A 22,072-nucleotide genomic window follows, 5' to 3' on the forward strand; every position below is an offset into this window, starting at 1 on the left:
GCACTCATCTGACTGCGGCCTTTGTATAACATCTGTATAACATCGGGCAGCGAAGCATTCGCGCCGCCTAGTCGTCGCCCCGAATCTCCAGAAAGGCCGCTTCCGAAATGGCAGTATAGGGCATCACATCCGCCCGGAAGGACTGGAACGATTCGTACACCTTCTTCGCCGTTTCATCCTCGGCAATGGTTTCCTGGATCACCTGCTTTGAGGCGATGCGCAATGCGTCCACCACATCATCGGGTAATTTGCGCAACTGCACGCCATGCTTATCCACCAGCTCTTTCAACGCAGAGTTGTTACGTGCGGTGTACTCATCCAGCATGTCCTGATTGATGGCGCGGGTGGCGTAGGTTACGATGGCCTGCAAATCCGGCGGCAGTGATTCCCAGGTATCCTTGTTGACAATAAACTCCAGCATGGCGCCGGGCTCATGCCAGCCGGGGTAATAGTAGTAGTCGGCCGCCTTGTAGAGGCCAAAGGTCAGATCATTGTAGGGGCCCACCCATTCCGTGGCATCGATGGAACCGGTCTGCAGAGCCGTGAACAATTCACCACCGGGCAAGGTTACCGGCACCCCGCCCAAACGCTGGAACACCTCTCCCGCCAAACCGGGGATACGCATTTTCAGCCCTTTCAAATCATCCACGCTGTTGATTTCTTTTTTAAACCAACCCGCCATTTGCACACCGGTACTGCCGCCGGCAAAGGGCACCAGGTTGAAGGGGGCATACACCTCGCGCCACAGTTCCATGCCGCCACCGTAGTGCAACCAACCGTTCATTTCCTGCACATTCATACCAAACGGCACCGCGGTAAAGAACTGTGCCGCCGGGCTCTTACCTTTCCAGTAATAGGCGGCACCGTGGCCCATCTGAACCGCACCGCGGGCCACTGCGTCAAACACACCCATGGCTGGCACCAGTTCTCCGGCGCCGTGCACCTTGACTTTCAGGCGCCCGCCACTCATGGCGTTCACCGCCTTGGCAAAGTTTTCCGGCGCCATGCCCAGGCCCGGATAATTGCGCGGCCAGGTGGTCACCATTTTCCATTCGAATACGTCCTGAGGTGCGGCCTGCGCCGTGGCCGCCGTGGGTTCTTCTTTGCCACACCCGTTTAACGTGAGTACAACCATAGCCAGACCGGCCAGGCTTGCGAGCATCCGCTTCATCTGTAGGCTCCTGAAGGTTTTTTTATTTTGCCTGCAAGGCTCGCCATTTCCCGTCGGGGAGTCAAGCGAATCCGCGTTTATTGCAGTGGTTCCTATCTACAACAATTCCAGGCGCGCATACTGGGCCACCAGCCACTTTTCACCGACCCCGGAAAAATTCACCCGTACCCGGGCGTTGGGCCCCTGCCCTTCGCACCCCATGATCACTCCGTCACCGAATTTGGGATGGCGCACGGACCGGCCCAAGCGGTACGGCGTGTCCGCGTCCTGAATGGCACGGCCCCGCGGCGCAGCGATGGGGCGGGTAATCTTGGCCGCCGCGCGCACTTCCTGCAGGCAATGCTGGGGAATCTCCCGAATAAAACGCGACGGTGCATGGAGGGCTTCCGAACCGTATATACGCCGGCTCTCGGCGTGGGTGATAAACAGCTTCTTCATGGCGCGGGTAATACCCACATAAGCCAGGCGCCGCTCCTCTTCCATACGGCTCAGGTCTTCTGTGGATTTCATGGAAGGAAACAGCCCTTCCTCCACACCACTCATGAACACCACCGGAAACTCCAGCCCTTTGGCGGAGTGCAATGTCATCATCTGGACACAGTCTTCATCCGCCTGCGCCTGATTATCACCTGCCTCCAGCGCCGCATGATCCAGAAACGCCGCCAGTGAGGCGCTGTCGCCTTCGCCATTGAGCTCAAACTCCCGCGCCGCGCTGATCAGCTCCTTGATGTTCTCCACCCGCGCCTCACCACGATCGCCCTTCTCATTCTGATGATAGGGAATCAGCCCGCTGGCTTCGATCACCCGTTCTGCCTGTTCCGACAAACCCAGCCCGCGCACTTCCTGATCCAGCAACTCGATCAACCCCAGAAACTCATGCAGGGATTTACCGGCCTTGGTGGCCAGCTCTTTGTGCTGCAGCACGGTCAGGCTGGCCTGCCAGAGGGGTTGCTTGAGCTCGCGGGCCGTACTGCGGATGCGCTCCAGGGATTTATCCCCCAGCCCACGGGGTGGGGTATTCACCACCCGCTCGAATGCGGCATCATCATCACGGTGGCAGATCAGGCGCAGGTAGGCCAGGGCGTTCTTGATCTCAAGGCGTTCAAAGAAGCGGTGGCCACCGTAAATCCGATAAGGGATGCCGGCCCGCAGCATGGCCTCTTCCAGTACCCGGGACTGGGCGTTGGAGCGATACAGAATGGCCATTTCACTGCGCCGCAACCCCTGCTGCAACCCTTGCTGAATACGCTCGGCAATAAAGCGCGCCTCATCCACCTCATTAAAGCCGGCGTACACCGAAATCGGCTCGCCTTCCTCGCCCGACGTCCACAACTCTTTGCCCAGCCGATCCCGGTTATGGGCAATGACCCCATTGGCGGCATTGAGAATCGTCGCCGTGGACCGATAATTCTGCTCCAGGCGCACCACCTCGGTTCGACCGAAGTCATCGCCGAAGGAGCGGATGTTCTCAATGCGGGCACCTCGCCAGCCATAGATGGACTGATCATCATCACCCACGATGGTAATAGGCACTTCGTTACCGGACAGCATCTGCAGCCAGGCGTACTGAATGCGATTGGTATCCTGGAACTCGTCCACCAGAATATGGCGGAAGCGTTGCCGGTAGTGAGCCAGCAACTGCGGCTGCTTGAGCCACAACTCATGACTGCGCAGCAGCAGTTCGGCAAAATCCAGCATGCCGCCCCGCTCGCAGGCCTCCTGGTACTGGCCATACACCGCAATCAGGGTTTTCTGGTAGACATCACCGTGATCATCAATGTGCTCGGGGCGCAGGCCTTCATCTTTATGGCTGTTGATAAAGGCCTGTGCCTGCCTGGGAGGCCAACGGGCATCGTCCAGCTCCAGCTGGCGCATGACCCGCTTCACCAGCCGCAACTGATCTTCGGAGTCCAGAATCTGAAAATTCTGCGGTAAACCGGCATCCTGCCAATGCATCCGCAGCAGACGATGGGCAATACCATGAAACGTGCCCACCCACATGGAACCGCTGGGGGCATGCAACAGGGATTCGATGCGGTGACGCATCTCGGCGGCGGCCTTGTTGGTGAAGGTGACCGCCAGAATGGCATGGGGGGAAAGGTGCTGCTCCTGGATCAACCAGGCAATGCGATGCACCAGCACCCGAGTTTTGCCGCTACCGGCACCGGCCAGCACCAAAAGACGATCCGCTTGGGAGGTAACTGCCTGTGCCTGGGCACTGTTAAGAGACTGTACTAGCGAGGAATGTTGCATCGCGGCATTTTACTGCATTTGTCCCAACAAGTGCCAAACATAATAAAAACCCGTCACCGCTACGCTTTTTATCCATAAAGGGGCCCGTCATTGACAAAAATCCATCAAATAACGGCCATTTTGTTAAAAATGTCGCTATAAAATTTCACGTATTGTGTTTTTACGTATATATTTTTTGCTAACCAAAGTGCGAAGGTGCGTCTATCGAATTGGTTCAACGATAACAATAAGAAAACCCAAATTTGCTGCCCAGATTCCTTATTGTTATCCCTCCTTATTCGATTCCTGCACGGTTTGGTCTTCCATATAAAAATACATACTTAAATGGAGTTCGACTCTAATGGCAATGAACAAGCGATTTAAGGTATCTGCTCTGGCCGCGGCGGTCGCTGCAGCCGGGTCAGTGGTACCGGCGTATGGCTTCGAGTACGTTAAAGATGATTTTCGAATGCAGGTTGATACCACGGTGTCCGTAGGTGCCTCCTGGCGGGCCGAGGACCGGGATTATCGGGGGGTTGGTACCGAGAATGCCAACGCAGCTGGTGAATCCGGTCATTTCGCCGGCACCAGCTCCCAGGATGGCGGCAACCTCATGTGGAAAAAAGGCTCTACCTTCTCAGAAGTCATCAAAGCCACCGTTGATGTTGAGTTGAACTATAAAAACTATGGCGCCTTTATACGGGGCAAGGCGTTCTACGACCACCGTATCGTCAACGGCGACGGGGCTACCGACCGGCCCGCCTTTTATCGCCAGGATGCCAATGGCAATCCCCTGGACCCATACCAAAGCGATGGCCGCAGTGCCGATATCCTGGATGCCTTTGTGTGGGGCGACTGGTGGCTTGGAGACAAGCCACTTAACGTTCGTTTAGGGCAACAGGTAATCAGCTGGGGTGAAGGCATTTTCTTCCCCAACGGCATCAACACCGTGAACCCGGTTGACGTCCAGGCGCTTCTCGCTCCCGGCTCGGAAGTAAAAGACGCCCTGATTCCCCTGAACTCCCTGTACGGCTCGTTGGGCCTGACCCAAAACCTGACCCTGGAAGCCTTTGTACTGTTCGACTGGGAAGAAACCAAGCTTCCCCCGTGTGGAACCTTCTTTTCCACCACCGACATTGTCGGCGATAACTGTTACGGTGGCTTCTACCCCGGCGGTAATGAGCCAGGCGTAGCAGGTGCTGAGAACACCGTACTGGCGCGAGGCGATAACGTGGAACCGGATGACAGCGGTCAATACGGTTTGGCGGCCCGTTACTTCGTGGAATCCATCGAAACAGAATTTGCCGTGTACTACATGAATTATCATTCACGACTGCCTGTCACCAGTGGCTATATGCCTGATCCGGCAGCATCGGCTTTGGCCTCAACATTTGGCTGGGATGAGAACACAACACTGGCACAAGCAAGAGCAACACTTCAGACCGTGGGAAGCCTCGGGACTTTATCTACCTTTGCACTGTTCCCCACCACTGAGTATTTTGTAGAGTACCCGGAAGACATTCAGCTGCTGGGGGTTAGTTTCAATACCGCGCTGGATATTGGGCTGCCCGGGGGAGCCACCTCCATTTCCGGTGAAATCAGCATGCGGAAAGATCAGCCATTTGCACAAGAGGACGGCAGCACTCTGGCAGGCCTGGCAGGGTTACCCAGCACCTCCTGCGGCAAGGAGAATGACTACGATTGCTACACGTCACTGGAAATAGGGGAGTACAGCCAGGGTTATGTCCAAGAAGATTACTACCAGGCAGAGTTGGCGTTTATTCACTTCTTTGACCGCATTTTGGGCGCATCACGCTGGACTGCCATTCTGGACATTGCAGGCTCATACACCGACATAGCTGGCCGCGATGAATACACGCTCAACAGCGGTTACAACGCTACCCTTAATATGACTGGTCGGGTACCGGACAATTTGGTTATTACTGGTGGTTTCTCAGCGGTGGTTGGCGGCGCTCCCCAGGCTCCATACGATTTGTTGCTCAATCAACTTGACGCGTTTGATGTCACCGAATCAGCCACTGCTGAAGACGACTACTTCCCGACCAAAGGTGCTTGGGGCTATAAACTTCGCTTCACTGGTGAATACAACAACGTGTTTGCCGGCATCAACCTGAAGCCTACCATCAGCTTCAGTCATGACGTGTACGGCACCACACCATCGCCCATCACCACCTTCCTGGAAGATCGTAAAGCTCTGGGCATGTCGCTGGAGGGTGTTTACCAGAACACCTATTCGGTGCAGGTGTCCTACACCGATTTCTACGGTGCCGAACCATATAACCAGCTCGCTGACCGCGATTACTATTCCATCAGCGCCCAAGCCTCGTTCTAAGTTGTGGGGGGAAACAAGGATATGAACATGAAATCAACGCACAAATTGAAACTCCTGGCCGGCGCAGTGCTGGCTTCCACGCTGGCGGCCGCACCGGCCTTCGCCAAGGTACCGCCGGCAGAAGCGGCAAAGCTCGGTAACGAACTGACCCCCAGCGGGGCAGAAGTGGCCGGAAACGCCGACGGCACCATTCCCAAGTGGGATGGGGGCATGAAAGGCAACCCGGATTGTTACAAGGGGGGGGAGTTCCTGTGCAACCCGTTCCCCAATGACAAGCCCAAGTTCACCATTACCGCTCAGAACCTGGATCAGTACAAAGACAAACTGAGCCCCGGTCAGATTGCCATGTTTGAGAAGTATCCCGATACCTATCGCATGCCGGTGTACGAAACCCGTCGCCCCTACGCCATGCCCGATCGTATTGTGGAGCTGACCAAAAAGAACGCCCTGGAAGCAGAGACCGTGGGGGCCACCGGCCTCAAGGGCCTGAACCTGCAGGGTTACCCCTTCCCCATTCCCCAGAATGGCCTGGAGGCGATCTGGAACCACATCGGCCGCTGGCGCGGTGATTCCCTGGAGCGCACCATCGGCCAGGTCACACCACAGGCCAACGGTAATTACAGTATGGTTATGTTCAATGACCAGCTGGCCGTAACCAATCAGCTCACCGACTACGTGCCCGGTGAAGATGACAACGTGATGTTCTACTTCAAGCAACAGGTCACAGCACCTGCCCGCCTGGCCGGTAACGTACTGCTGGTGCACGAAACCATCGACCAGGTGAAGGAGCCCCGCCGCGCGTGGATCTACAACGCCGGTCAGCGCCGTGTGCGGCGTGCCCCCCAGGTAGCCTATGATGGCCCGGGTACAGCATCCGACGGCATGCGGACCGCGGACAACTTCGACCTGTACAATGGCTCTCCCGACCGTTATGAGTGGACCCTGAAAGGCAAGAAGGAGATGTACGTTGCTTACAACTCCTACGAACTGGACAAGAAAGGCGTGCCCTATGACGACATGATCATGGCCGGCCACATTAATCAGGACATGGCCCGCTATGAGCTGCACCGGGTGTGGGAAGTGGAAGGCAACCTGCGTGCAGGTACCCGCCACATCTATGCCAAGCGTGTTTTCTTCCTGGACGAAGACACCTGGCTGGCCAGCGTTATCGATCACTACGATGGCCGCGGTAATCTGTGGCGTGTGGCGGAAGCACATCAGATGTTCTACTACAACGTGGACGTACAGGGCTATGCCATCGAAACCCTGTATGACTTGAATGCGGGCCGCTACCTGGCACTGGGTTTTGAGAACAACGAACCCCAGGGCACCAACTTTGAGGTGAAATTCTCCAAGCGGGAGTTCCAGCCTGCGGCATTGCGCCGTAGCGGTGTTCGTTAACCACGCGGATTGGGTATAATGAAGGGGTGCTCTAAGCACCCCTTTTTTTATGCCTGATTGTTTTTTGTACAAACATTTTACAGGGAATCCACAGTCTGTAACAGGCTGATATGGCACTATTAAAGAGTGGAAAGAGCGTCTCCGGCCCCGGTGCCGGACTTGCACAGGAACAGGAACCGTCTTATTCTGCATTGAGAACCTGATCACAGTTTGATGACACATATTCAGACCAGCCATATACACACGTCAGGCTCAAGCTGGAATAACAATAAGAACGGTCGGTCATTCAGGGACATAACTATAAGAAGTATCGAAACACCATGGCGAGCTTACATTTTCAAATTCTATCAATCGACTGCATGAGGCTATTCATTCGTGTCTGCGTGATACTGAGCTGCATGCTATGGGGCACCGCCCAGGCAGTCACCCAGGCCCAGATCAATACCAGTGCCTCCAAGGTCAAGCAGCTGAAACAGGACATCAGCAACACCGAATCCGCCATCAGCAACCTGGAAAAGAGCCTGTGGAGCCTGGACAAGCAGATTCTGGATCAGCGCAAGCTGATCCGCGAAGAACGTACGGAAGAACGCAAACTGGTCCATGAAGCCAAACGGGAACTGAAACGTCAGACATTCGAGATCGAGCGCATCGAAAAAGACATCTCGCTGGTGGATTTCGATATCGACATCGTACGCCGGGATATGGAGCGCGACCAGCAACGCCATGGGGCGCTGAATGTACTGAAACAGCGCCTGGCCCAGGGTGATTACGAAGCGCGCCAGCAAGAGTATCAGGCTCAGATCGTTGCCCTGGAGAAGAAAAAGCAGCCACTGCTGTCCGAACTGGCAACAGCCAAGGGCAAACTGACCGAATTGCAAAGCCAGCTTGATGCGCAAAAAGAAGACGTGGATGACAATTCACTGGACAAGGATCCCCGCATTGCCTCGTTGATCAGTCAACGGGACAACACCGCGCGCAAAGTGAATAATCTAAGGGCCGAGCTGAAAAACCAGCAAGCAAAACTGAATAAGGAAAACCAGGAATTCAACAGCCTGGTCACCCAATTCAAGCGCGAGCAGAGCAGCAAACAGCAATCCATTCAGGCGGAAACGGCGGTACCAAAGCCGGCCGGCAAATCGCCAGCGGCCGCTGAACTGAAACTGGATGGGGATCACGATGCCTATGTATTTGCGATTTCCGGCGAGCTGGAACCCAACATCGAAGATACCCTGCACCTGAAGAGCTGGGTGGAATCCTACGGCGCCAAATACATCCAAGCCAACTGGAACGGCTTTGACACAGGAGCGGGCCCGGCCAACAGCCTGGGATTTCAAGAGGCCTTTCGCGATTACATTCGCCAGATTCCCAAAGAAGCCAAACTGATTCTGATCGGCCACGGCTTGGGCGGCGGCGCCGCCATTGATGCCGCCACCCGCATTGCCTACTCGGAAAAACGTACCATTGATTTTCTGGCGGTGCTGGATCCCATTGGCCTGGAAGGTTTGCGGGCCAACATTGTTTATGACACCAAGGGTGCCTGCGTCAAACCGGATCCGGACAATACCATGACCAATGCCGAATACATTGCCTGTATCAAATCGGCGAAAAAGCGCTTGATTACGTCGAACATCAAATTCTTCTATAACCGCTGGCAGAAAGATGCGAAAGGCCCCCTGGATTACCAACGCCAGATCCCCAGCATTGATGCCAGAGGCAATGTAGTACGGGTACCCACCGCGTCTGGCCGGTTTAATATTGAGAACGGAACCGAAGCGGATCAGCGGCGAGTGTATTTTGCCGGTGATGAGGATGCTCACCGATTACTGTTGGCCGAAGAGGCCAAGGTGCTTCCCAAACTTCTGGTTCAGCACCTGCGTTAACCACCGGAGACGATGCTATGAAAACAATAACAACTGGACTGTGTGTGGCCGCAATGCTGGGTTCTGCCACTGCCCTGGCTGACAGCACCATCGTCAAAGTACCCAGAGAAAACGGCGCTGTGCATCAGGAATTCAAGAACCTGCTCAATGAGACCCTGAGCAAGTTCCGCTCCGGCGTCGGCCGGGTGGAACTGGTGGGCAAAGCCGGCGGCGATCAGACCTGCAATGCCAACTTTTACACCACGGGCGAAACCACGTTCGTCACTATGGCGGTGGAGGATGGAGACTTTTACAATGAGTTCTACATTGATCACCCCCATCAATCGTTCAAAAAGGTTCTGTTCCAGAACCTGATCATGAATGACGAAAACGTGGAGTTGAAGGTGGTACAGCGCGACGGCGGCTATTCCATCGTCACCGATGGCGAAAGCCTGAAACTGTCCAGCAAATCCCGCGGAGTGGAGAGCCCTACCTGCCAGTTTGCCCTGGCAAAGGCCACGCTCCATGAAGGTGAAACCGAGTAACGATCAGCTTTGAATAACCCATCGGCTTAGCGGATGTCGTTGGGATCACCGACAAAATAGTAAGTTTTCCACTCTGTCTTGAACACCGTGGGCGAGGATGCCGCCACCAGCGTCACCACGGTTTTCTCACCGGGCTTGCTGAATTCGGCTTTCACGCCTTCCCCATTATCCCGGGGGCCTTCCTGCAGGGCCCATTGCGGGCTCAAACATTCTCGGGTCTTGGCCTTGGCTTGATTGAAGTGCTCCATGGCAAGGTCCTGCCCGGGCTCGGTCAGTGTGCATACATAGCTGAACCGGGCAGCCCCCCAACCCCAGACCTGACAGGAATCCCCCACCAGGTGATAGCGGGCTTTCCACACATCCATGATCTTGGCACTGCTTTGAGTGGTACGCAGGTTGGGAAACCCGTGCTTGTGACCCTTGATCAGCGCATCGATCTTTTCGCAGGTGGTCAAGGCGGCAACTTTTGTGTCCAGCTCCGTTTCCCCGGTGGTGGTACAGCCCCACAGGGAAACCAGCAACATTGAACCAACCCATGTTTTCTTCATTCTTACGTTCCTATACATCCGACACATCCGACGATCACGGCCAATCAGAGCGCCCGAACTTCCAACTCGGGCAAGGTGCGGGCATAGGGTGCAAACACCTTGGGATCACCTTCATAGCCATCACTGACAAACAGGCTCACCACAAACCCGATGAATCCCGACATCGGGAATTCGTTAATACCATACCCAACATTGGGCATCTGCCCTGGAAACACTTCCGGCGGATCATCAAAATCCAGGCTGTCCTTATACAAAAGGGACATGGGTTCATTGAAATCCCCCAGGTAATCCACAAACGCCAGGATATCCAGATTCCGCTTGGAGGTCACCCAGATCCAGTTATCCGCCGGGTCCAGGCCGGCCTCAATCAAGGCCTTTTCATTGTCGTCCACCACACCGTCCACCAGGCCCGGCTCACCATCCCAGGCGGAGGTGTAGGTGTTGGCCCCCAACAGGCGGTTGGCATCCAGGGACATGGTCAGTGACGGATCCACCAGCAGCTTGCGCCGCAACTCGGGAATAATCCCGCGTACGTCATACATGATGGACTTGGGATAATGATGAATCTGCATACTGAGCTGCAAAATGGAAACCCCGAACAGGTACAAATTGAAATCCAACTGGGTGGTGGTACGAATCGGCCCGATTATCTCACCGGTGGGCAGGGCGATCATCTGGTCGTTGTTCAATTCGGTGTCGGTTACCGAGGTCAGAATCCCGGTATTCAGGCGCAGCTTCATGGAATCCAGCGGCCGCTCACCCACGTAATTGATATAACTGAAATCATCCCATTTCAGGTGGTTCTTCTTGTTGTAACGCAAACTGTAAAAATCCGTTTCTACCAAGCCAAGCTCGGCACTGTAGCGCACATACTGCTCTTCTGAGCGTAACCGGGAATGTCGCACCAGATAGACGAAACGTTCTACTCCGTTGCTATCGCGGGTGACGATTTCGGCCACCATTTCCCCATCATATGGCGCCCGCGGATCCCGCCTGGCACCGGCATCCTTGAACAGAAACAACAGCTTATCAGTGGTATCCATCAGATCAGGGGCGCCGGCCATGGGCACATGCCAGCCTTCAAAATAGATCGCGCCACCGGTATTGTACTGATCGATCTGGAAGGGAATGGGCTCCATCACGCCATCAACCATGGCTGCCAGTGACAATTCATCCAGCTTCCAACCCAGCACCCAGGGTATGTCCTCGCCTTCCAGGGAAATAACCTTAAAGGCATCGATCTGTTGCAGAGGGGGTAGGATGGCGTAACTTTGGGCTGAAAACACCAGGGTAAGCAGCAGAAGGGTATATTTCGCTAGATTCATACGAAAGGCCTGTTTAGTTGTTATTCTTATAACGCACCCTATTGTACACCCGTATCCGGCAAATTTAACCCCCACCAAGTATACAAATCATTCACTTTGTTCAGAGAGTGCTACGCTTTAAGAGACTCCTGACATTACTGGCAACCCCCGGATATGCACAGACACCTGATCGCATTTTTGCTCATCCTCATGACAACTCTGCAGGTAAGCGCTTCACCGCTGCTGCTGAGTGATGACGGCAACGGCATCAATCTCAATAATTCAGTGCAATACATTGAAGACGCCCAGCACCAGGTCAGTATTGCGGATATCATGGAAGGCAATCCACAGTGGATCGAAAACGGCAGTAAAACCTTCAACAAAAGTTACAACGAATCCAGCTGGTGGCTGAGAATTGAAATCGATAATCCCACGGAGAAGAAGCAGTCCCGCCTGCTGGAAATAAGTTACGCGGTACTGGACTATGTGGACGTCTATCTGGTTTCAGACGGCAGTGTATTCCAACAGTATGAACTGGGTGACAAATACCCCTACCACAAGCGCCCCTTTGATCACCGTAACTTTATCATCCCCATGCAGTGGGAAGCCCAACAGCACATAACGGTCTACCTGCGGGTGGAATCCAGCAGTGCGGTTCAGGTTCCGGTAACTTTATGGGATCAGGAAGCCTTTTTTGGCTTTGATACCACCCGCACCATTCTGCAGGGCATATTCTTCGGCACCATGATCGTCATAGCCGCGTACAATCTGCTGATCTTTTTTGTGCTGGGCGAACGCACCTATCTGCTGTATGTGGGCTATGTGCTCTGCATGCCCCTGTTTCTTGCCAGCCTGGGGGGCTACTCGTTCCGTTATCTGTGGCCGACCTTTACCCAGTGGAATGATCAATCCATTATCGTGTTTCTATCCGGCGTCGTGGTGTTCGGGGCTTCGTTCACCCGCAGCTTTCTCAATGTACGGGATTACTCCAGGTGGATTGATAAAACCCTGGTGGTGTTCTGGTACGGCGGCATCGCCCTGGCCATCAGCGCCTTCTTCGTTCCCTATCACTACAACATTACTGTATTGATCCTGTGGGCCGCAGGCGCCTGCGTAATGGCTTTGGCCTCTGGCTGTGTATGCTGGTATCGGGGCCAGGTGACCGCCAAATACTACACCATCGCCTGGACCGCCATGCTGTCCGGGGGCATTATTCTGGCATTGAACAAAGCGGGCATCCTGCCGACCAACCTGTTCACCGAATACGGCACCCACATCGGCTCATCCCTGGAAGTGGTGCTGCTGTCGTTTGCCCTGGCTGAGCGCATCAATGCCGAGCGCCGGTTGCGCTACGAAGCACAGGAACAGGCACTGATTGCCACCCAGCGGGCCAACGAGGAACTTGAAGGCCGCGTGCAGGAGCGCACCCAGGAACTGGAAAGCCTGACTCAACAATTACGCGACCTGAGTAATACCGATCAGTTGACAGGGCTACACAATCGACGTCATCTGGATACCGTGATGACCGAAGAGTGGGAACGGGGTAAACGCTACCAGCGCCCACTGGCCATCATCTTAATGGACATTGATCATTTTAAATCGGTCAACGATACCCACGGCCACCCGGTGGGTGATGATTGCCTGCAGGAAGTGGCCAACCGGGTAAAACACGGTGTGCGCTGGCCCACTGATTTTGCGGCCCGATACGGCGGAGAAGAGTTTTGCATCATTCTGCCGGAAACTGAAACCGAAGGTGCCATTACGGTGGCAGAACGAATTCGACTGCTCATCGAAGAAAGCCCGGTGGAAACCCGTAACGGCCCACTGGCAATCACCATCAGTGCCGGGGTTCATTCGGTTATTCCAAATGAAAAGAGCAGCTTGGAAAACCTTTTAGAACGTGCGGATAATGCATTGTATGCCGCCAAAAAAGAGGGCCGTAACCGGGTTTGCCGGCAACAGGCGGCCTGAACCGATCCTGCCTGACACCAGGCTGCTATCTATCTTGATAGTTTTTGCCAATATCCTTGATAGCCAGACCCCATTGTCTATTCTGAAGAGTAGTCTGAATGTTTTTGTATGGCTCTCATGTCCTGGCTTAATCGAGTTTCCTGGCGTTATAAACTGATTGCAATGTGCCTGCTACCGGCTTTGGTGGCGGTGGGTTGCGTACTGTTGGCGGGCACCACCCTGACCCAGCAGAATCAGGAACTGGCCAGCGCCATTGAACGTTCCCAAAGCCGACAACACCAGGCCAACAATACTCTAATGGCCATCATGCGCCTGCAGCGGGATCTACAAGCATTGATTGCCTCCAGCGCCCCGGCAGACATTCGCCAGAACGCCATCGCCACGATTAAGGCCTCCTCCAGTCTGGACGAGCAAATACAACTACTGGAAGAAGCCATTCCGGGCAACACTGCGGTCGCCACTCTGAAACAGGACCTTGAAGCCTTGCGCCCGTTGCAGATGAAAGTAATCGGATTTGGCAAAAAAAATCACGATGATGAAGCCAATGAAGCTTTTAAAACCATTGCTCCCCAAACCAAACGCATCATCGACATTGCCCAGAATATCCTGAGTAACGAGTTCGCTGAACTAAGCTCACTGACGGAAACCACTCAACAGCAAAGCCGTCAGGTTATCATGACACTGGCGTTATGGACCCTGGCCGGGCTCCTGCTGACGGGCGTGATCGCCTTTTTGCTGATAGCACGCCTGCTGTCTTCAATGCACCGCATTCAACGCTCCATGGGTCGGTTTGCCGAAGGTGACCTGAATATCAAACTCCAGGAGAGCGGTAGCGACGAGTTATCATTAACGTTTCAAGCCATCAGTCACGCCGTGCAATCCACCCGGGACATCGTCAACAAGATGCAGGTTCAGGCGGGCCAGCTGGACAACAGCGCCAACCAGGTAAACGGCAGTGCGCATCAGTCCGCAGAAAATGCCCGCCACGTCAACGACTACGTCCATTCCATCAATGCCAAAATTGCTGAACTGGTGAATGTAGCCAACGAAGTGAGCGATTTACTGCAGAGCAGTAATGATGATGCAGAAAGCACGGCCAACAGTTGCTCCGCCGCCAACCAGCAGATTACCCAATCAATCAAGCTGCAACAGGAATTTGAACGACAGGTGCACACCCTGTCAGACCAGATCAATACGCTGGCCCAATCTGCGAATTCCATCACCAGTATTGCAGAAACCATTCAAGGCGTATCCGAACAAACCAATCTGTTGGCGTTGAATGCCGCCATCGAGGCAGCTCGTGCCGGCGAGCAGGGCCGTGGATTTGCCGTGGTTGCCGACGAAGTGCGCTCGCTGGCCAACCGCAGCAGCGATGCCGTAAAAGAGATTTCTGATTTAGCCACCACCATGAGTACTCACTTCAGCCAGGTGACGGATTTGTTGTCATTGGTGAACAACGAATTGAAAAGCAACGCCGAACTGTTTGATAAAAGCGCCAGCGAAGTGAAGAACGCCAACGAGCATTCCGATCAATCCCGCAGTCGCATTGAATCCGCTTTGTCGATCAACCAGTCGCAGATGCAGGCTATTGAAGATATTCGGCATTTTATCGAACAGCTGCAACGTATTTGTCATTCCGCACAGGAGAGTGCATCCACCATGGATGATCTTTCCAACGATCTATCGGCGTCTTCCACTACGCTGAACAACATGGTATCGCATTTCACACAATGAAATAGTAAGGAGGCTATATGAAGACAGAATCCTGGATTACCCCGGTAATTTTAGTCCTTTGTTCGCTGCTGGCCACAACAGCAATCGGCGAGCAGGAATACACGTTCAAACCGGGCCACGCCAGCCTGCAGGAATGGTTGTTGCCGGCAGTGCCCTATCCGGCTGACAACAAGCCCAACGCTGAACGTATTGCACTGGGTAAAATGTTGTTCTTTGATCCCCGCTTGAGTGGTGACGGCAACATGTCCTGTGCCACCTGCCACAGCCCATTATTTGGCTGGTCAGACGGCCTGCCCACTGCGAAAGGGTTTCAAAGTAAAGTGTTGGGGCGGGCATCGCCTACGGTAACCAATTCCGCCTACAACCATCTGCAAATGTGGGATGGCCGCAAAAGCTCCCTGGAAGACCAGGCCTTGGGCCCGATGCTGTCCAGTGCCGAGATGAACGTCGATTTGAACAAAGCCATCAAGTTTTTGCAGGCCAACGCCACCTACGTGGGCGCATTTGCCAAAGCCTATCCGAAGCAGGGTATCACGGATGAATCACTGGCCAAGGCCATTGCCAGCTTCGAACGGACTGTGATCAGCAATAACTCCCCATTTGACCGCTGGATAAAGGGTGACAAAAAAGCCATGACCAAACAGCAGGTAAATGGCTTTAAGCTGTTCGTCGATCCCGACAAGGGTAACTGTGCCGTTTGTCATTCAGCTCCGAATTTTACCGATAACGGCTTTCACAATATCGGCCTGGAATCCTGGGGGCAGGAAAACCCGGACATGGGCCGCTATGCCATCAAGCCCATTGGTTTGATGAAGGGCGCCTTTAAAACACCCACTTTGCGTGACATCACCCTGACGGCACCGTACTTCCACGATGGTTCCGCCGCAACATTGATGGACGTTGTGAACCACTATGAAACCGGTGGCAGCGTCAAAACCAATCTGTCTCCCAACATGAAGGCGTTGCAGCTGACCCCGGCAGAAAAAAATGACCTGGTGGCGTTTATGAAAGCCCTGACAACGCCACCACAGGCCTTCACGTTACCGGTCATCCCGCCGAATAATTTCTGATCCAGACTCATGGGAATACTTTATCGGAGCACTATTATGACAATGAGAGTACTGATCCTGATATCAAGCCTGTTACTGGTCGGTATCGCCCAGGCCGACAGTTATGAAGTGGGCCAGAAAGACAAAAAGTTCACCAAGGACAGCCTGGAGATCAAAGTAGGTGATACCGTTCAGTTCATTAATAACGATCCGTTTTTTCACAACGTATTCAGCCTCAGTGACGCGGAGATGTTTGATCTGGGTTCCTATCCGCAAGGTGAATCCCGCGACGTCACCTTCACTACACCGGGTGAAGTGGAAGTGGAATGTGCCATTCATCCGGAAATGAGAATGACCATCAAGGTCCAGGAATAAGAGCATGGGCAGGCAAGGGATTGTTGTAATCGTGGGACTGGTGTTCATTGCCATCGGGCTGCCGTCATATGCCGCTGAAGACTATGAAGACCCGAGCCCCAGTCTGGAATTGGGGGCCGCGGTGTATGCCACACGCTGTGTGCTCTGTCATGGCAACAAAGGTATGGGTGAAGGCATTATGCCCATGCGCCTGAAAGAATACCCTGATACCTCGCTGCTGAAGCCCCGCGTTGCGCACAAGCGGAAGGAAGTGCTGGATACCACCGTACTGGGGGCGCTTTACAAAGACACGTCAGAGTACATGCCGCCGTTTGGCAAAGAACTGAGCTGGAGTGAACTGGAATCCGTTTCCGATTTCATTATGCTGCTGCGCGAAGATCAGGTCAGAGCGTACGCCCTGCTGGATTCCCTGGGCAATTCCGCACAGGCGGACCGCAAACTGGGGCAACAGGTATTTGCCACTCGATGTGTCCTCTGCCACGGACCATTTGGCGAAGGTGATGGCCGCATGTCGCGCCTATTGAAAACACCGCCGCCGGCCGATCTCACCGCCTCCCGTCTACCGGATGACTATCTGCGACAAATCATTGAAAAAGGCGGCGAGGCGATGGGACGCTCCAAGCACATGCCGCCCTGGGGTGACCAATTGACGGTGGCCGAATTGAATTCACTGATGCTGTACCTGAAATTCATTCGGGATTGATCATGGACACGCAGTACAGGCCGCCTCGCCCCTCCGAGATCACACCCTACTCGCTGTTTCAGCAGCGGCGCCGCTGGCTGCGCGGGTTACCCGTGGCGGCGTTGGGCCTGACGTTGAATCCAGGCGCATGGGCCGGGCCCGGCAGCCAGCCCGATGATTCGTGCCGTGCCCTCAAACTCCCGGACCCAGGTGACCAGATCACTCCTAAGAGGCACGCCACCAGCTACAACAACTATTACGAGTTCTCAACCGACAAAGAAGCTGTTCGTATTCTGGCACAGGCCCTCACCTTATCTCCTTGGACCCTGACCATATCAGGGGCGGTGGAGACCCCTGTCACGCTGGATATCGATGCCATCAACAAACTCTGTGTGGAGGAACGCATTTATCGTTTCCGCTGCGTGGAGGGTTGGTCCATGGTGGTGCCCTGGAGCGGCGTTATGCTGTCGCGCATCATCAAACTGGCGAAGCCCCTTTCCAGTGCGCGCTTTGTGCGCTTCAGCTCCATCGTAAACCCCCGGGAGATGATCGGGCAACGACGCCCGGTGTTGGACTGGCCCTATCGCGAAGCGTTGCGCCTGGATGAGGCCATGCACCCCCTGACATTGCTTGCCACGGGCATGTACGGCCAGGCGCTGCCACCGCAGAATGGCGCTCCGCTGCGTTTGGTAGTGCCCTGGAAATACGGTTTTAAAAGCATTAAGGCCCTGCAGCACATAGAACTGGTAGCCGAAAAGCCCACCACCACCTGGCAGCAGGCGGCGCCCGCCGAGTACGGATTCTACGGCAACGTCAATCCCGATGTGGCACACCCGCGCTGGAGTCAGCGCCGGGAAGTGCCCCTGGGTGAGACCCACAAAAAGCCCACACTGATGTTCAATGGCTACGCCGAGCAGGTCGCCGGGCTTTACACTCACCTGGATCTCAATCAGCACTTCTGATGCAACTGTTCCGCTGGTTTAATAGCCATGGCCACTGGTTTCGGTTGCTGGTGTTCATCACCAGCGGGTTACCGGCACTGGTGCTGCTGTGGAACATTCTGCGACACCAGCTGGGATACAACCCCTTTGAAACATTGATGGCCCGTACCGGCTTCTGGTCCATGGTTTTTCTGATCATCACCCTGGCCATCACCCCACTACGGCGCTGGCTGAGTTTTCTCTGTAAAATACTGCACCGGCGCTACGGCAAACGCCTGGCTGACTGGAATTTTCTGATTCGCTCCCGGCGTATGCTGGGTTTGTACAGCTTGTTCTACTTGAGCTGGCATGCCGCCATCTACCTGCACCTGGAGCTGAACTGGCAAGGGCAATGGTTGTGGCAGGATCTACAGGAGCGGCCCTTCCTGGTGGCAGGCCTCGCGGGCTGGTGCCTGTCGTTACTGCTGGGCGTGACCTCCCCCATGGTGCTGCGGCGCAAGCTGGGTAAACGCTGGCGGCAACTGCACCGTGCCATGTACGCTCTGAGTATTCTGGCCGTGATCCATGTGCTGCTCGAGGCCAAGCTGGGTGAGCGGGAGGCGCCGGTCTACGCTGCATTGGTGGGTGTATTGTTAATGCATCGAGTATTGGTAAACAGCATCAAGCGCTGGCAGCGCAGCGATGACAACGGTTTAGAGGCCAAACGTTGACCAATTGTCGGCCTGCGCAACGGTTTTTATGGCCCATCCACCCTAAATGAACGTGGTAGAATACGGAAATCCGTGTCACAACCATTCGAGGTGCCAAGCCCCATGCAGGCATTCACATTTTCCACCACACGTACCATCATCAACGAACCCGGCAGCGCCCGCCAACTGGGCGCGCTTTGCCAGCAACAAGGGGCCAGTGCCGTCTTGTTGGTAACCGATGCCGGCATTGTCCAGGCAGGCTTGCTTGAACAGGTGCTGCCCAGCTTCGACGCCGTGGGCGTTAAGGTTGAGGTATTCGATGCGGTTGAACCGGACCCCTCTGACAGCACGGTTATGCAGGCTGTGGCAGCCGCTCAGGCGCTGCAGGCTGAGCTGGTGGTGGGCTTTGGCGGCGGCAGTTCCATGGATGTGGCAAAACTGGTGGCCATCCTGAGTCACCCGCAATGCACACAGTCACTGGCGGATATGTATGGCGTGGGCAACACAAAAGAACCCCGCCTGCCATTGCTCCAGGTTCCCACCACTGCCGGTACCGGCTCCGAAGTCACCCCCATTGCCATCGTCACCACCGGCGAAACCACCAAAGCCGGTGTGGTGTCACCGGTGTTGCAACCGGACATTGCACTGCTGGATGCCGAGCTGACAATCGGGTTGCCACCCCATGTCACCGCCGCCACCGGCATCGATGCCATGGTGCACGCCATTGAAGCCTACACCTCTGTCCACAGGAAAAACCCGCTGTCTGACATGCTGGCGCGGGAAGCGTTGCGGCTGCTGGCGCGCAACATACTCACCGCCGTACGCATCGGCAGCGATGTGGAAGCCCGCAGCAATATGCTGTTGGGAGCCCTGTTGGCCGGGCAGGCCTTTGCCAACGCTCCGGTGGCCGCGGTCCATGCGCTGGCCTATCCGTTGGGCGGCCATTTCCATATTCCCCATGGTTTAAGCAACTCACTGGTGCTGCCCCACGTGATGCGCTTTAACGCACCCAGCGCCAAATCACTCTATGCGGAGTTGGCACCCATCATCATGGCTGAACAGTTTGTGGCTGGCAGTGATGAAGACGTTACCGATCGCCTGATCACCTGGATTGAAACACTGATTCAAAAAGTGTCGCTGCCCAATCGGCTGCGGGACTGCAAGGTGCCGGAAGATTTCATCGGCACGCTGGCCAGCGATGCCATGCAACAACAAAGGTTGCTGGTGAACAATCCGCGGGAAGTAACCGAGCCGGACGCACTCGCCATTTATCAGGCAGCCTGGTAAACCATTCAACATAGTGAAAGAAGTACACAGCATGAGCGACAGCAAACCCATTGCACGCAGTGACTACCGATTATTTTATCCCATTACCACCCGTTGGATGGATAATGATATCTACGGTCATGTCAATAACGTAACCTATTACTCCTATTTTGATTCTGCCGTAAATCGCTATCTGATTGAGGAAGGCGGGCTGGATATCCATGACGCTCCAGTGGTAGGGTATGTCGTGAATTCCAGTTGTAATTACTTATCTGCCATCGCCTACCCTGACCGGATCGAAGCCGGTTTGCGCGTGAACAAACTGGGCAACAGTTCCGTCACCTACGGTGTTGGCATTTTCAGAAAAGGCGAACCAACAGCCTGTGCATTCGGCGATTTTATTCACGTGTTTGTGAATCGCGCCGAAAACAAATCCGTTCCTATTCCGGCCGGGATTCGCAGCGCATTGGAAAAATTGCAGATCGACTAACTGATCATCGACAGGTAACCCCATGCTGAAACAAGAATACCCCTACTATCTGGCCAACGAAGCCGTCTACGCCAACACAGACCTGAAAGTTTACGACAAGTACAACGGCGAGTTGGCCACCGCCGTCCCCCTGGCCACACCCGAGGTACTGGACCAGGCCATTGCCGCCGCCTGTGATGCGGCCGATGCCATGGCCAAAATGCCCATGTATCAACGTCAGGCCATATTGGAACATTGCGTAAACCGGTTTCGCGAACGCTTTGATGAGTTGGCTTACGCCCTGTGTGTGGAAGCGGGCAAACCCATCAATGATGCCAAAGGTGAAGTGACCCGGCTGATCGACACCTTCAAAATCGCCGCTGAGGAAACCGCCCGCCAGTACGGTGAAACCATTCCGTTGGACATCAGTGCCCGCGCCAAAGGTTACAGCGGCATGACCAAACGCGTGCCCATTGGACCCTGCGCTTTCATCAGCCCGTTTAACTTTCCCCTGAACCTGGCGGCGCACAAAGTAGCGCCTGCCATTGCCGCCGGTTGCCCATTTGTTTTGAAGCCCGCCAGCCTCACGCCTATTGGTGCCTTGCTGATAGGCGAGATTCTGGCAGAAACCGATCTGCCCAAAGGCGCCTTCTCCATTCTGCCCTGCCGTCGTGACAGTGCGGATTTGCTCACCGAAGACGATCGCCTGAAGCTGCTGAGCTTTACCGGCTCACCGGATGTGGGTTGGCAATTGAAAGCCCGGGCCGGCAAAAAACCGGTGGTGCTGGAGCTGGGTGGCAACGCTGCCTGTGTGGTGGACAAGGATTGGGATTTGGACGATGCCGTCGCCCGCATTATTTTCGGTGCTTTCTACCAATCCGGCCAAAGCTGCATCGGCGTGCAGCGTATCTATATTCACCGCTCGGTGTACGCACCATTCAAAGAGAAGCTGGTGGCAAAAACCAAAGCCCTGAAAAGTGGTGATCCCAAAGATCCGGATACCTTTATCGGCCCTATGATCAGCGAAGGCGAGGCATCCCGTCTGCACGGCTGGATCAATGATGCGGTGGCAGCCGGGGCCACTTTGCTGTGCGGTGGTGATCGCGATGGCACCATGCTGCAGGCTACCCTGCTGGAGAACGTTGACCCTGCGCAAGCGGTGTGTGCCGAAGAAGCCTTCGGCCCGGTGGCCGTGCTGGCACCCTTCGACGACTTTGATGCCGTGTTGAAAGACATCAACAGCAGTCGCTTCGGCTTGCAGGCCGGCATCTTCACCCGCGATCTGTATCAGGCACAAAAAGCCTGGGATGAATTGGAAGTGGGTGGGGTGGTTATTGGTGACATTCCCTCCTGGCGGGTGGATCACATGCCCTACGGCGGCGTGAAAGACAGTGGGCTCGGCCGCGAAGGCATACGTTGGGCCATGGAGGACATGACCGAGCTGCGCCTGATGGTAATCCGCAACCCATTCTGATGATGAAAG

Annotated in this window: 18 protein-coding genes; 14 read left to right on the forward strand and 4 right to left on the reverse strand. The window is 55.0% G+C overall.

Translation table 11 applies throughout. The annotated features are described in order from the left end of the window. Positions 1-67: 67 nt before the first annotated feature. Positions 68-1,171 (reverse strand): TRAP transporter substrate-binding protein, encoded by a 1,104-nt coding sequence (locus tag D9N13_RS05665; protein ID WP_290587054.1) that lies wholly within the window; start codon positions 1,169-1,171, stop codon positions 68-70. A gap of 96 nt (positions 1,172-1,267) precedes the next feature. Further along, the gene (uvrD, locus tag D9N13_RS05670) at positions 1,268-3,424 is read right to left on the reverse strand and encodes a DNA helicase II (RefSeq protein WP_290587056.1); all 2,157 of its coding nucleotides are present in this window, start codon (positions 3,422-3,424) and stop codon (positions 1,268-1,270) included. Between the two features lie 340 nt (positions 3,425-3,764). Between uvrD and D9N13_RS05675 the strand changes: the two genes are divergently transcribed. The 4 genes from D9N13_RS05675 (at position 3,765) to D9N13_RS05690 (ending at position 9,561) form a co-directional block, all read left to right on the forward strand. Next, positions 3,765-5,756: a DUF1302 domain-containing protein gene (locus D9N13_RS05675; RefSeq protein WP_290587059.1), complete on the forward strand. Its 1,992-nt coding sequence runs from the start codon at positions 3,765-3,767 to the stop codon at positions 5,754-5,756. Positions 5,757-5,777: 21 nt separating this feature from the next. Beyond that, positions 5,778-7,157, forward strand: coding sequence for a DUF1329 domain-containing protein (locus D9N13_RS05680; RefSeq protein WP_317622465.1), 1,380 nt, complete (start codon positions 5,778-5,780; stop codon positions 7,155-7,157). A 398-nt stretch (positions 7,158-7,555) separates the two neighbouring features. After that, complete coding sequence (locus D9N13_RS05685) at positions 7,556-9,037, forward strand: hypothetical protein (RefSeq protein ID WP_290587063.1); 1,482 nt, start codon at positions 7,556-7,558, stop codon at positions 9,035-9,037. Between the two features lie 17 nt (positions 9,038-9,054). Next, positions 9,055-9,561, forward strand: a complete 507-nt coding sequence (locus D9N13_RS05690; protein WP_290587065.1) for a hypothetical protein — start codon at positions 9,055-9,057, stop codon at positions 9,559-9,561. A 26-nt stretch (positions 9,562-9,587) separates the two neighbouring features. On the opposite strand, the gene D9N13_RS05695 is transcribed toward D9N13_RS05690, so the two are convergent. Then, positions 9,588-10,109: a hypothetical protein gene (locus D9N13_RS05695; RefSeq protein WP_290587067.1), complete on the reverse strand. Its 522-nt coding sequence runs from the start codon at positions 10,107-10,109 to the stop codon at positions 9,588-9,590. Between the two features lie 44 nt (positions 10,110-10,153). Further along, positions 10,154-11,434, reverse strand: a complete 1,281-nt coding sequence (locus D9N13_RS05700; RefSeq protein ID WP_290587069.1) for a hypothetical protein — start codon at positions 11,432-11,434, stop codon at positions 10,154-10,156. Positions 11,435-11,587: 153 nt separating this feature from the next. On the opposite strand from D9N13_RS05700, the gene D9N13_RS05705 reads away from it, so the two are divergent. The 10 genes from D9N13_RS05705 (at position 11,588) to D9N13_RS05750 (ending at position 22,063) form a co-directional block, all read left to right on the forward strand. Next, positions 11,588-13,384: a diguanylate cyclase gene (locus D9N13_RS05705; protein WP_290587071.1), complete on the forward strand. Its 1,797-nt coding sequence runs from the start codon at positions 11,588-11,590 to the stop codon at positions 13,382-13,384. A gap of 117 nt (positions 13,385-13,501) precedes the next feature. Continuing rightward, positions 13,502-15,118, forward strand: a complete 1,617-nt coding sequence (locus tag D9N13_RS05710; protein ID WP_290587074.1) for a methyl-accepting chemotaxis protein — start codon at positions 13,502-13,504, stop codon at positions 15,116-15,118. Between the two features lie 17 nt (positions 15,119-15,135). Beyond that, positions 15,136-16,188 carry a cytochrome-c peroxidase gene (locus tag D9N13_RS05715; protein WP_290587076.1) on the forward strand — a complete coding sequence of 351 codons (1,053 nt, stop codon included), beginning with the start codon at positions 15,136-15,138 and terminating at the stop codon, positions 16,186-16,188. A 36-nt stretch (positions 16,189-16,224) separates the two neighbouring features. After that, positions 16,225-16,542, forward strand: coding sequence for a methylamine utilization protein (locus D9N13_RS05720; protein ID WP_290587078.1), 318 nt, complete (start codon positions 16,225-16,227; stop codon positions 16,540-16,542). A 4-nt stretch (positions 16,543-16,546) separates the two neighbouring features. Next, a complete protein-coding gene (locus D9N13_RS05725) occupies positions 16,547-17,245 on the forward strand; it encodes a cytochrome c (protein ID WP_290587080.1) in 699 nt (232 codons plus the stop codon). A gap of 2 nt (positions 17,246-17,247) precedes the next feature. Beyond that, positions 17,248-18,186, forward strand: coding sequence for a protein-methionine-sulfoxide reductase catalytic subunit MsrP (gene msrP, locus D9N13_RS05730; RefSeq protein WP_290587082.1), 939 nt, complete (start codon positions 17,248-17,250; stop codon positions 18,184-18,186). Continuing rightward, positions 18,186-18,875 carry a sulfite oxidase heme-binding subunit YedZ gene (locus D9N13_RS05735; RefSeq protein WP_290587084.1) on the forward strand — a complete coding sequence of 230 codons (690 nt, stop codon included), beginning with the start codon at positions 18,186-18,188 and terminating at the stop codon, positions 18,873-18,875. The genes msrP and D9N13_RS05735 overlap by 1 nt, the downstream gene beginning before the upstream one ends. A 102-nt stretch (positions 18,876-18,977) precedes the next feature. Further along, positions 18,978-20,141, forward strand: a complete 1,164-nt coding sequence (locus D9N13_RS05740; RefSeq protein ID WP_290587087.1) for an iron-containing alcohol dehydrogenase — start codon at positions 18,978-18,980, stop codon at positions 20,139-20,141. Positions 20,142-20,172: 31 nt separating this feature from the next. After that, entirely contained in the window at positions 20,173-20,610 is a 438-nt protein-coding gene (locus tag D9N13_RS05745) for an acyl-CoA thioesterase (protein WP_290587090.1), read from the forward strand. Positions 20,611-20,632: 22 nt separating this feature from the next. Further along, the gene (locus tag D9N13_RS05750) at positions 20,633-22,063 is read left to right on the forward strand and encodes an aldehyde dehydrogenase family protein (RefSeq protein ID WP_290587092.1); all 1,431 of its coding nucleotides are present in this window, start codon (positions 20,633-20,635) and stop codon (positions 22,061-22,063) included. The last annotated feature ends 9 nt before the right edge of the window (positions 22,064-22,072 follow it).

The organism is Ketobacter sp. GenoA1 (genome assembly GCF_003671475.1).
Taxonomy (GTDB): Bacteria; Pseudomonadota; Gammaproteobacteria; order Pseudomonadales; family Ketobacteraceae; genus Ketobacter.

Bases quoted from the DNA above. Each gene is read 5' to 3' on its own strand.
- msrP (WP_290587082.1), top strand. From the start codon at position 17,248: ATGGACACGCAGTACAGGCCGCCTCGCCCCTCCGAGATCACACCCTAC.
- D9N13_RS05695 (WP_290587067.1), bottom strand. From the start codon at position 10,109: ATGAAGAAAACATGGGTTGGTTCAATGTTGCTGGTTTCCCTGTGGGGC.
- D9N13_RS05710 (WP_290587074.1), top strand. From the start codon at position 13,502: ATGTCCTGGCTTAATCGAGTTTCCTGGCGTTATAAACTGATTGCAATG.
- D9N13_RS05720 (WP_290587078.1), top strand. From the start codon at position 16,225: ATGACAATGAGAGTACTGATCCTGATATCAAGCCTGTTACTGGTCGGT.
- D9N13_RS05725 (WP_290587080.1), top strand. From the start codon at position 16,547: ATGGGCAGGCAAGGGATTGTTGTAATCGTGGGACTGGTGTTCATTGCC.
- D9N13_RS05675 (WP_290587059.1), top strand. From the start codon at position 3,765: ATGGCAATGAACAAGCGATTTAAGGTATCTGCTCTGGCCGCGGCGGTC.
- D9N13_RS05740 (WP_290587087.1), top strand. From the start codon at position 18,978: ATGCAGGCATTCACATTTTCCACCACACGTACCATCATCAACGAACCC.
- D9N13_RS05715 (WP_290587076.1), top strand. From the start codon at position 15,136: ATGAAGACAGAATCCTGGATTACCCCGGTAATTTTAGTCCTTTGTTCG.
- D9N13_RS05735 (WP_290587084.1), top strand. From the start codon at position 18,186: ATGCAACTGTTCCGCTGGTTTAATAGCCATGGCCACTGGTTTCGGTTG.
- D9N13_RS05745 (WP_290587090.1), top strand. From the start codon at position 20,173: ATGAGCGACAGCAAACCCATTGCACGCAGTGACTACCGATTATTTTAT.
- D9N13_RS05685 (WP_290587063.1), top strand. From the start codon at position 7,556: ATGCTATGGGGCACCGCCCAGGCAGTCACCCAGGCCCAGATCAATACC.
- D9N13_RS05690 (WP_290587065.1), top strand. From the start codon at position 9,055: ATGAAAACAATAACAACTGGACTGTGTGTGGCCGCAATGCTGGGTTCT.
- D9N13_RS05665 (WP_290587054.1), bottom strand. From the start codon at position 1,171: ATGAAGCGGATGCTCGCAAGCCTGGCCGGTCTGGCTATGGTTGTACTC.
- uvrD (WP_290587056.1), bottom strand. From the start codon at position 3,424: ATGCAACATTCCTCGCTAGTACAGTCTCTTAACAGTGCCCAGGCACAG.
- D9N13_RS05705 (WP_290587071.1), top strand. From the start codon at position 11,588: ATGCACAGACACCTGATCGCATTTTTGCTCATCCTCATGACAACTCTG.
- D9N13_RS05750 (WP_290587092.1), top strand. From the start codon at position 20,633: ATGCTGAAACAAGAATACCCCTACTATCTGGCCAACGAAGCCGTCTAC.
- D9N13_RS05680 (WP_317622465.1), top strand. From the start codon at position 5,778: ATGAACATGAAATCAACGCACAAATTGAAACTCCTGGCCGGCGCAGTG.
- D9N13_RS05700 (WP_290587069.1), bottom strand. From the start codon at position 11,434: ATGAATCTAGCGAAATATACCCTTCTGCTGCTTACCCTGGTGTTTTCA.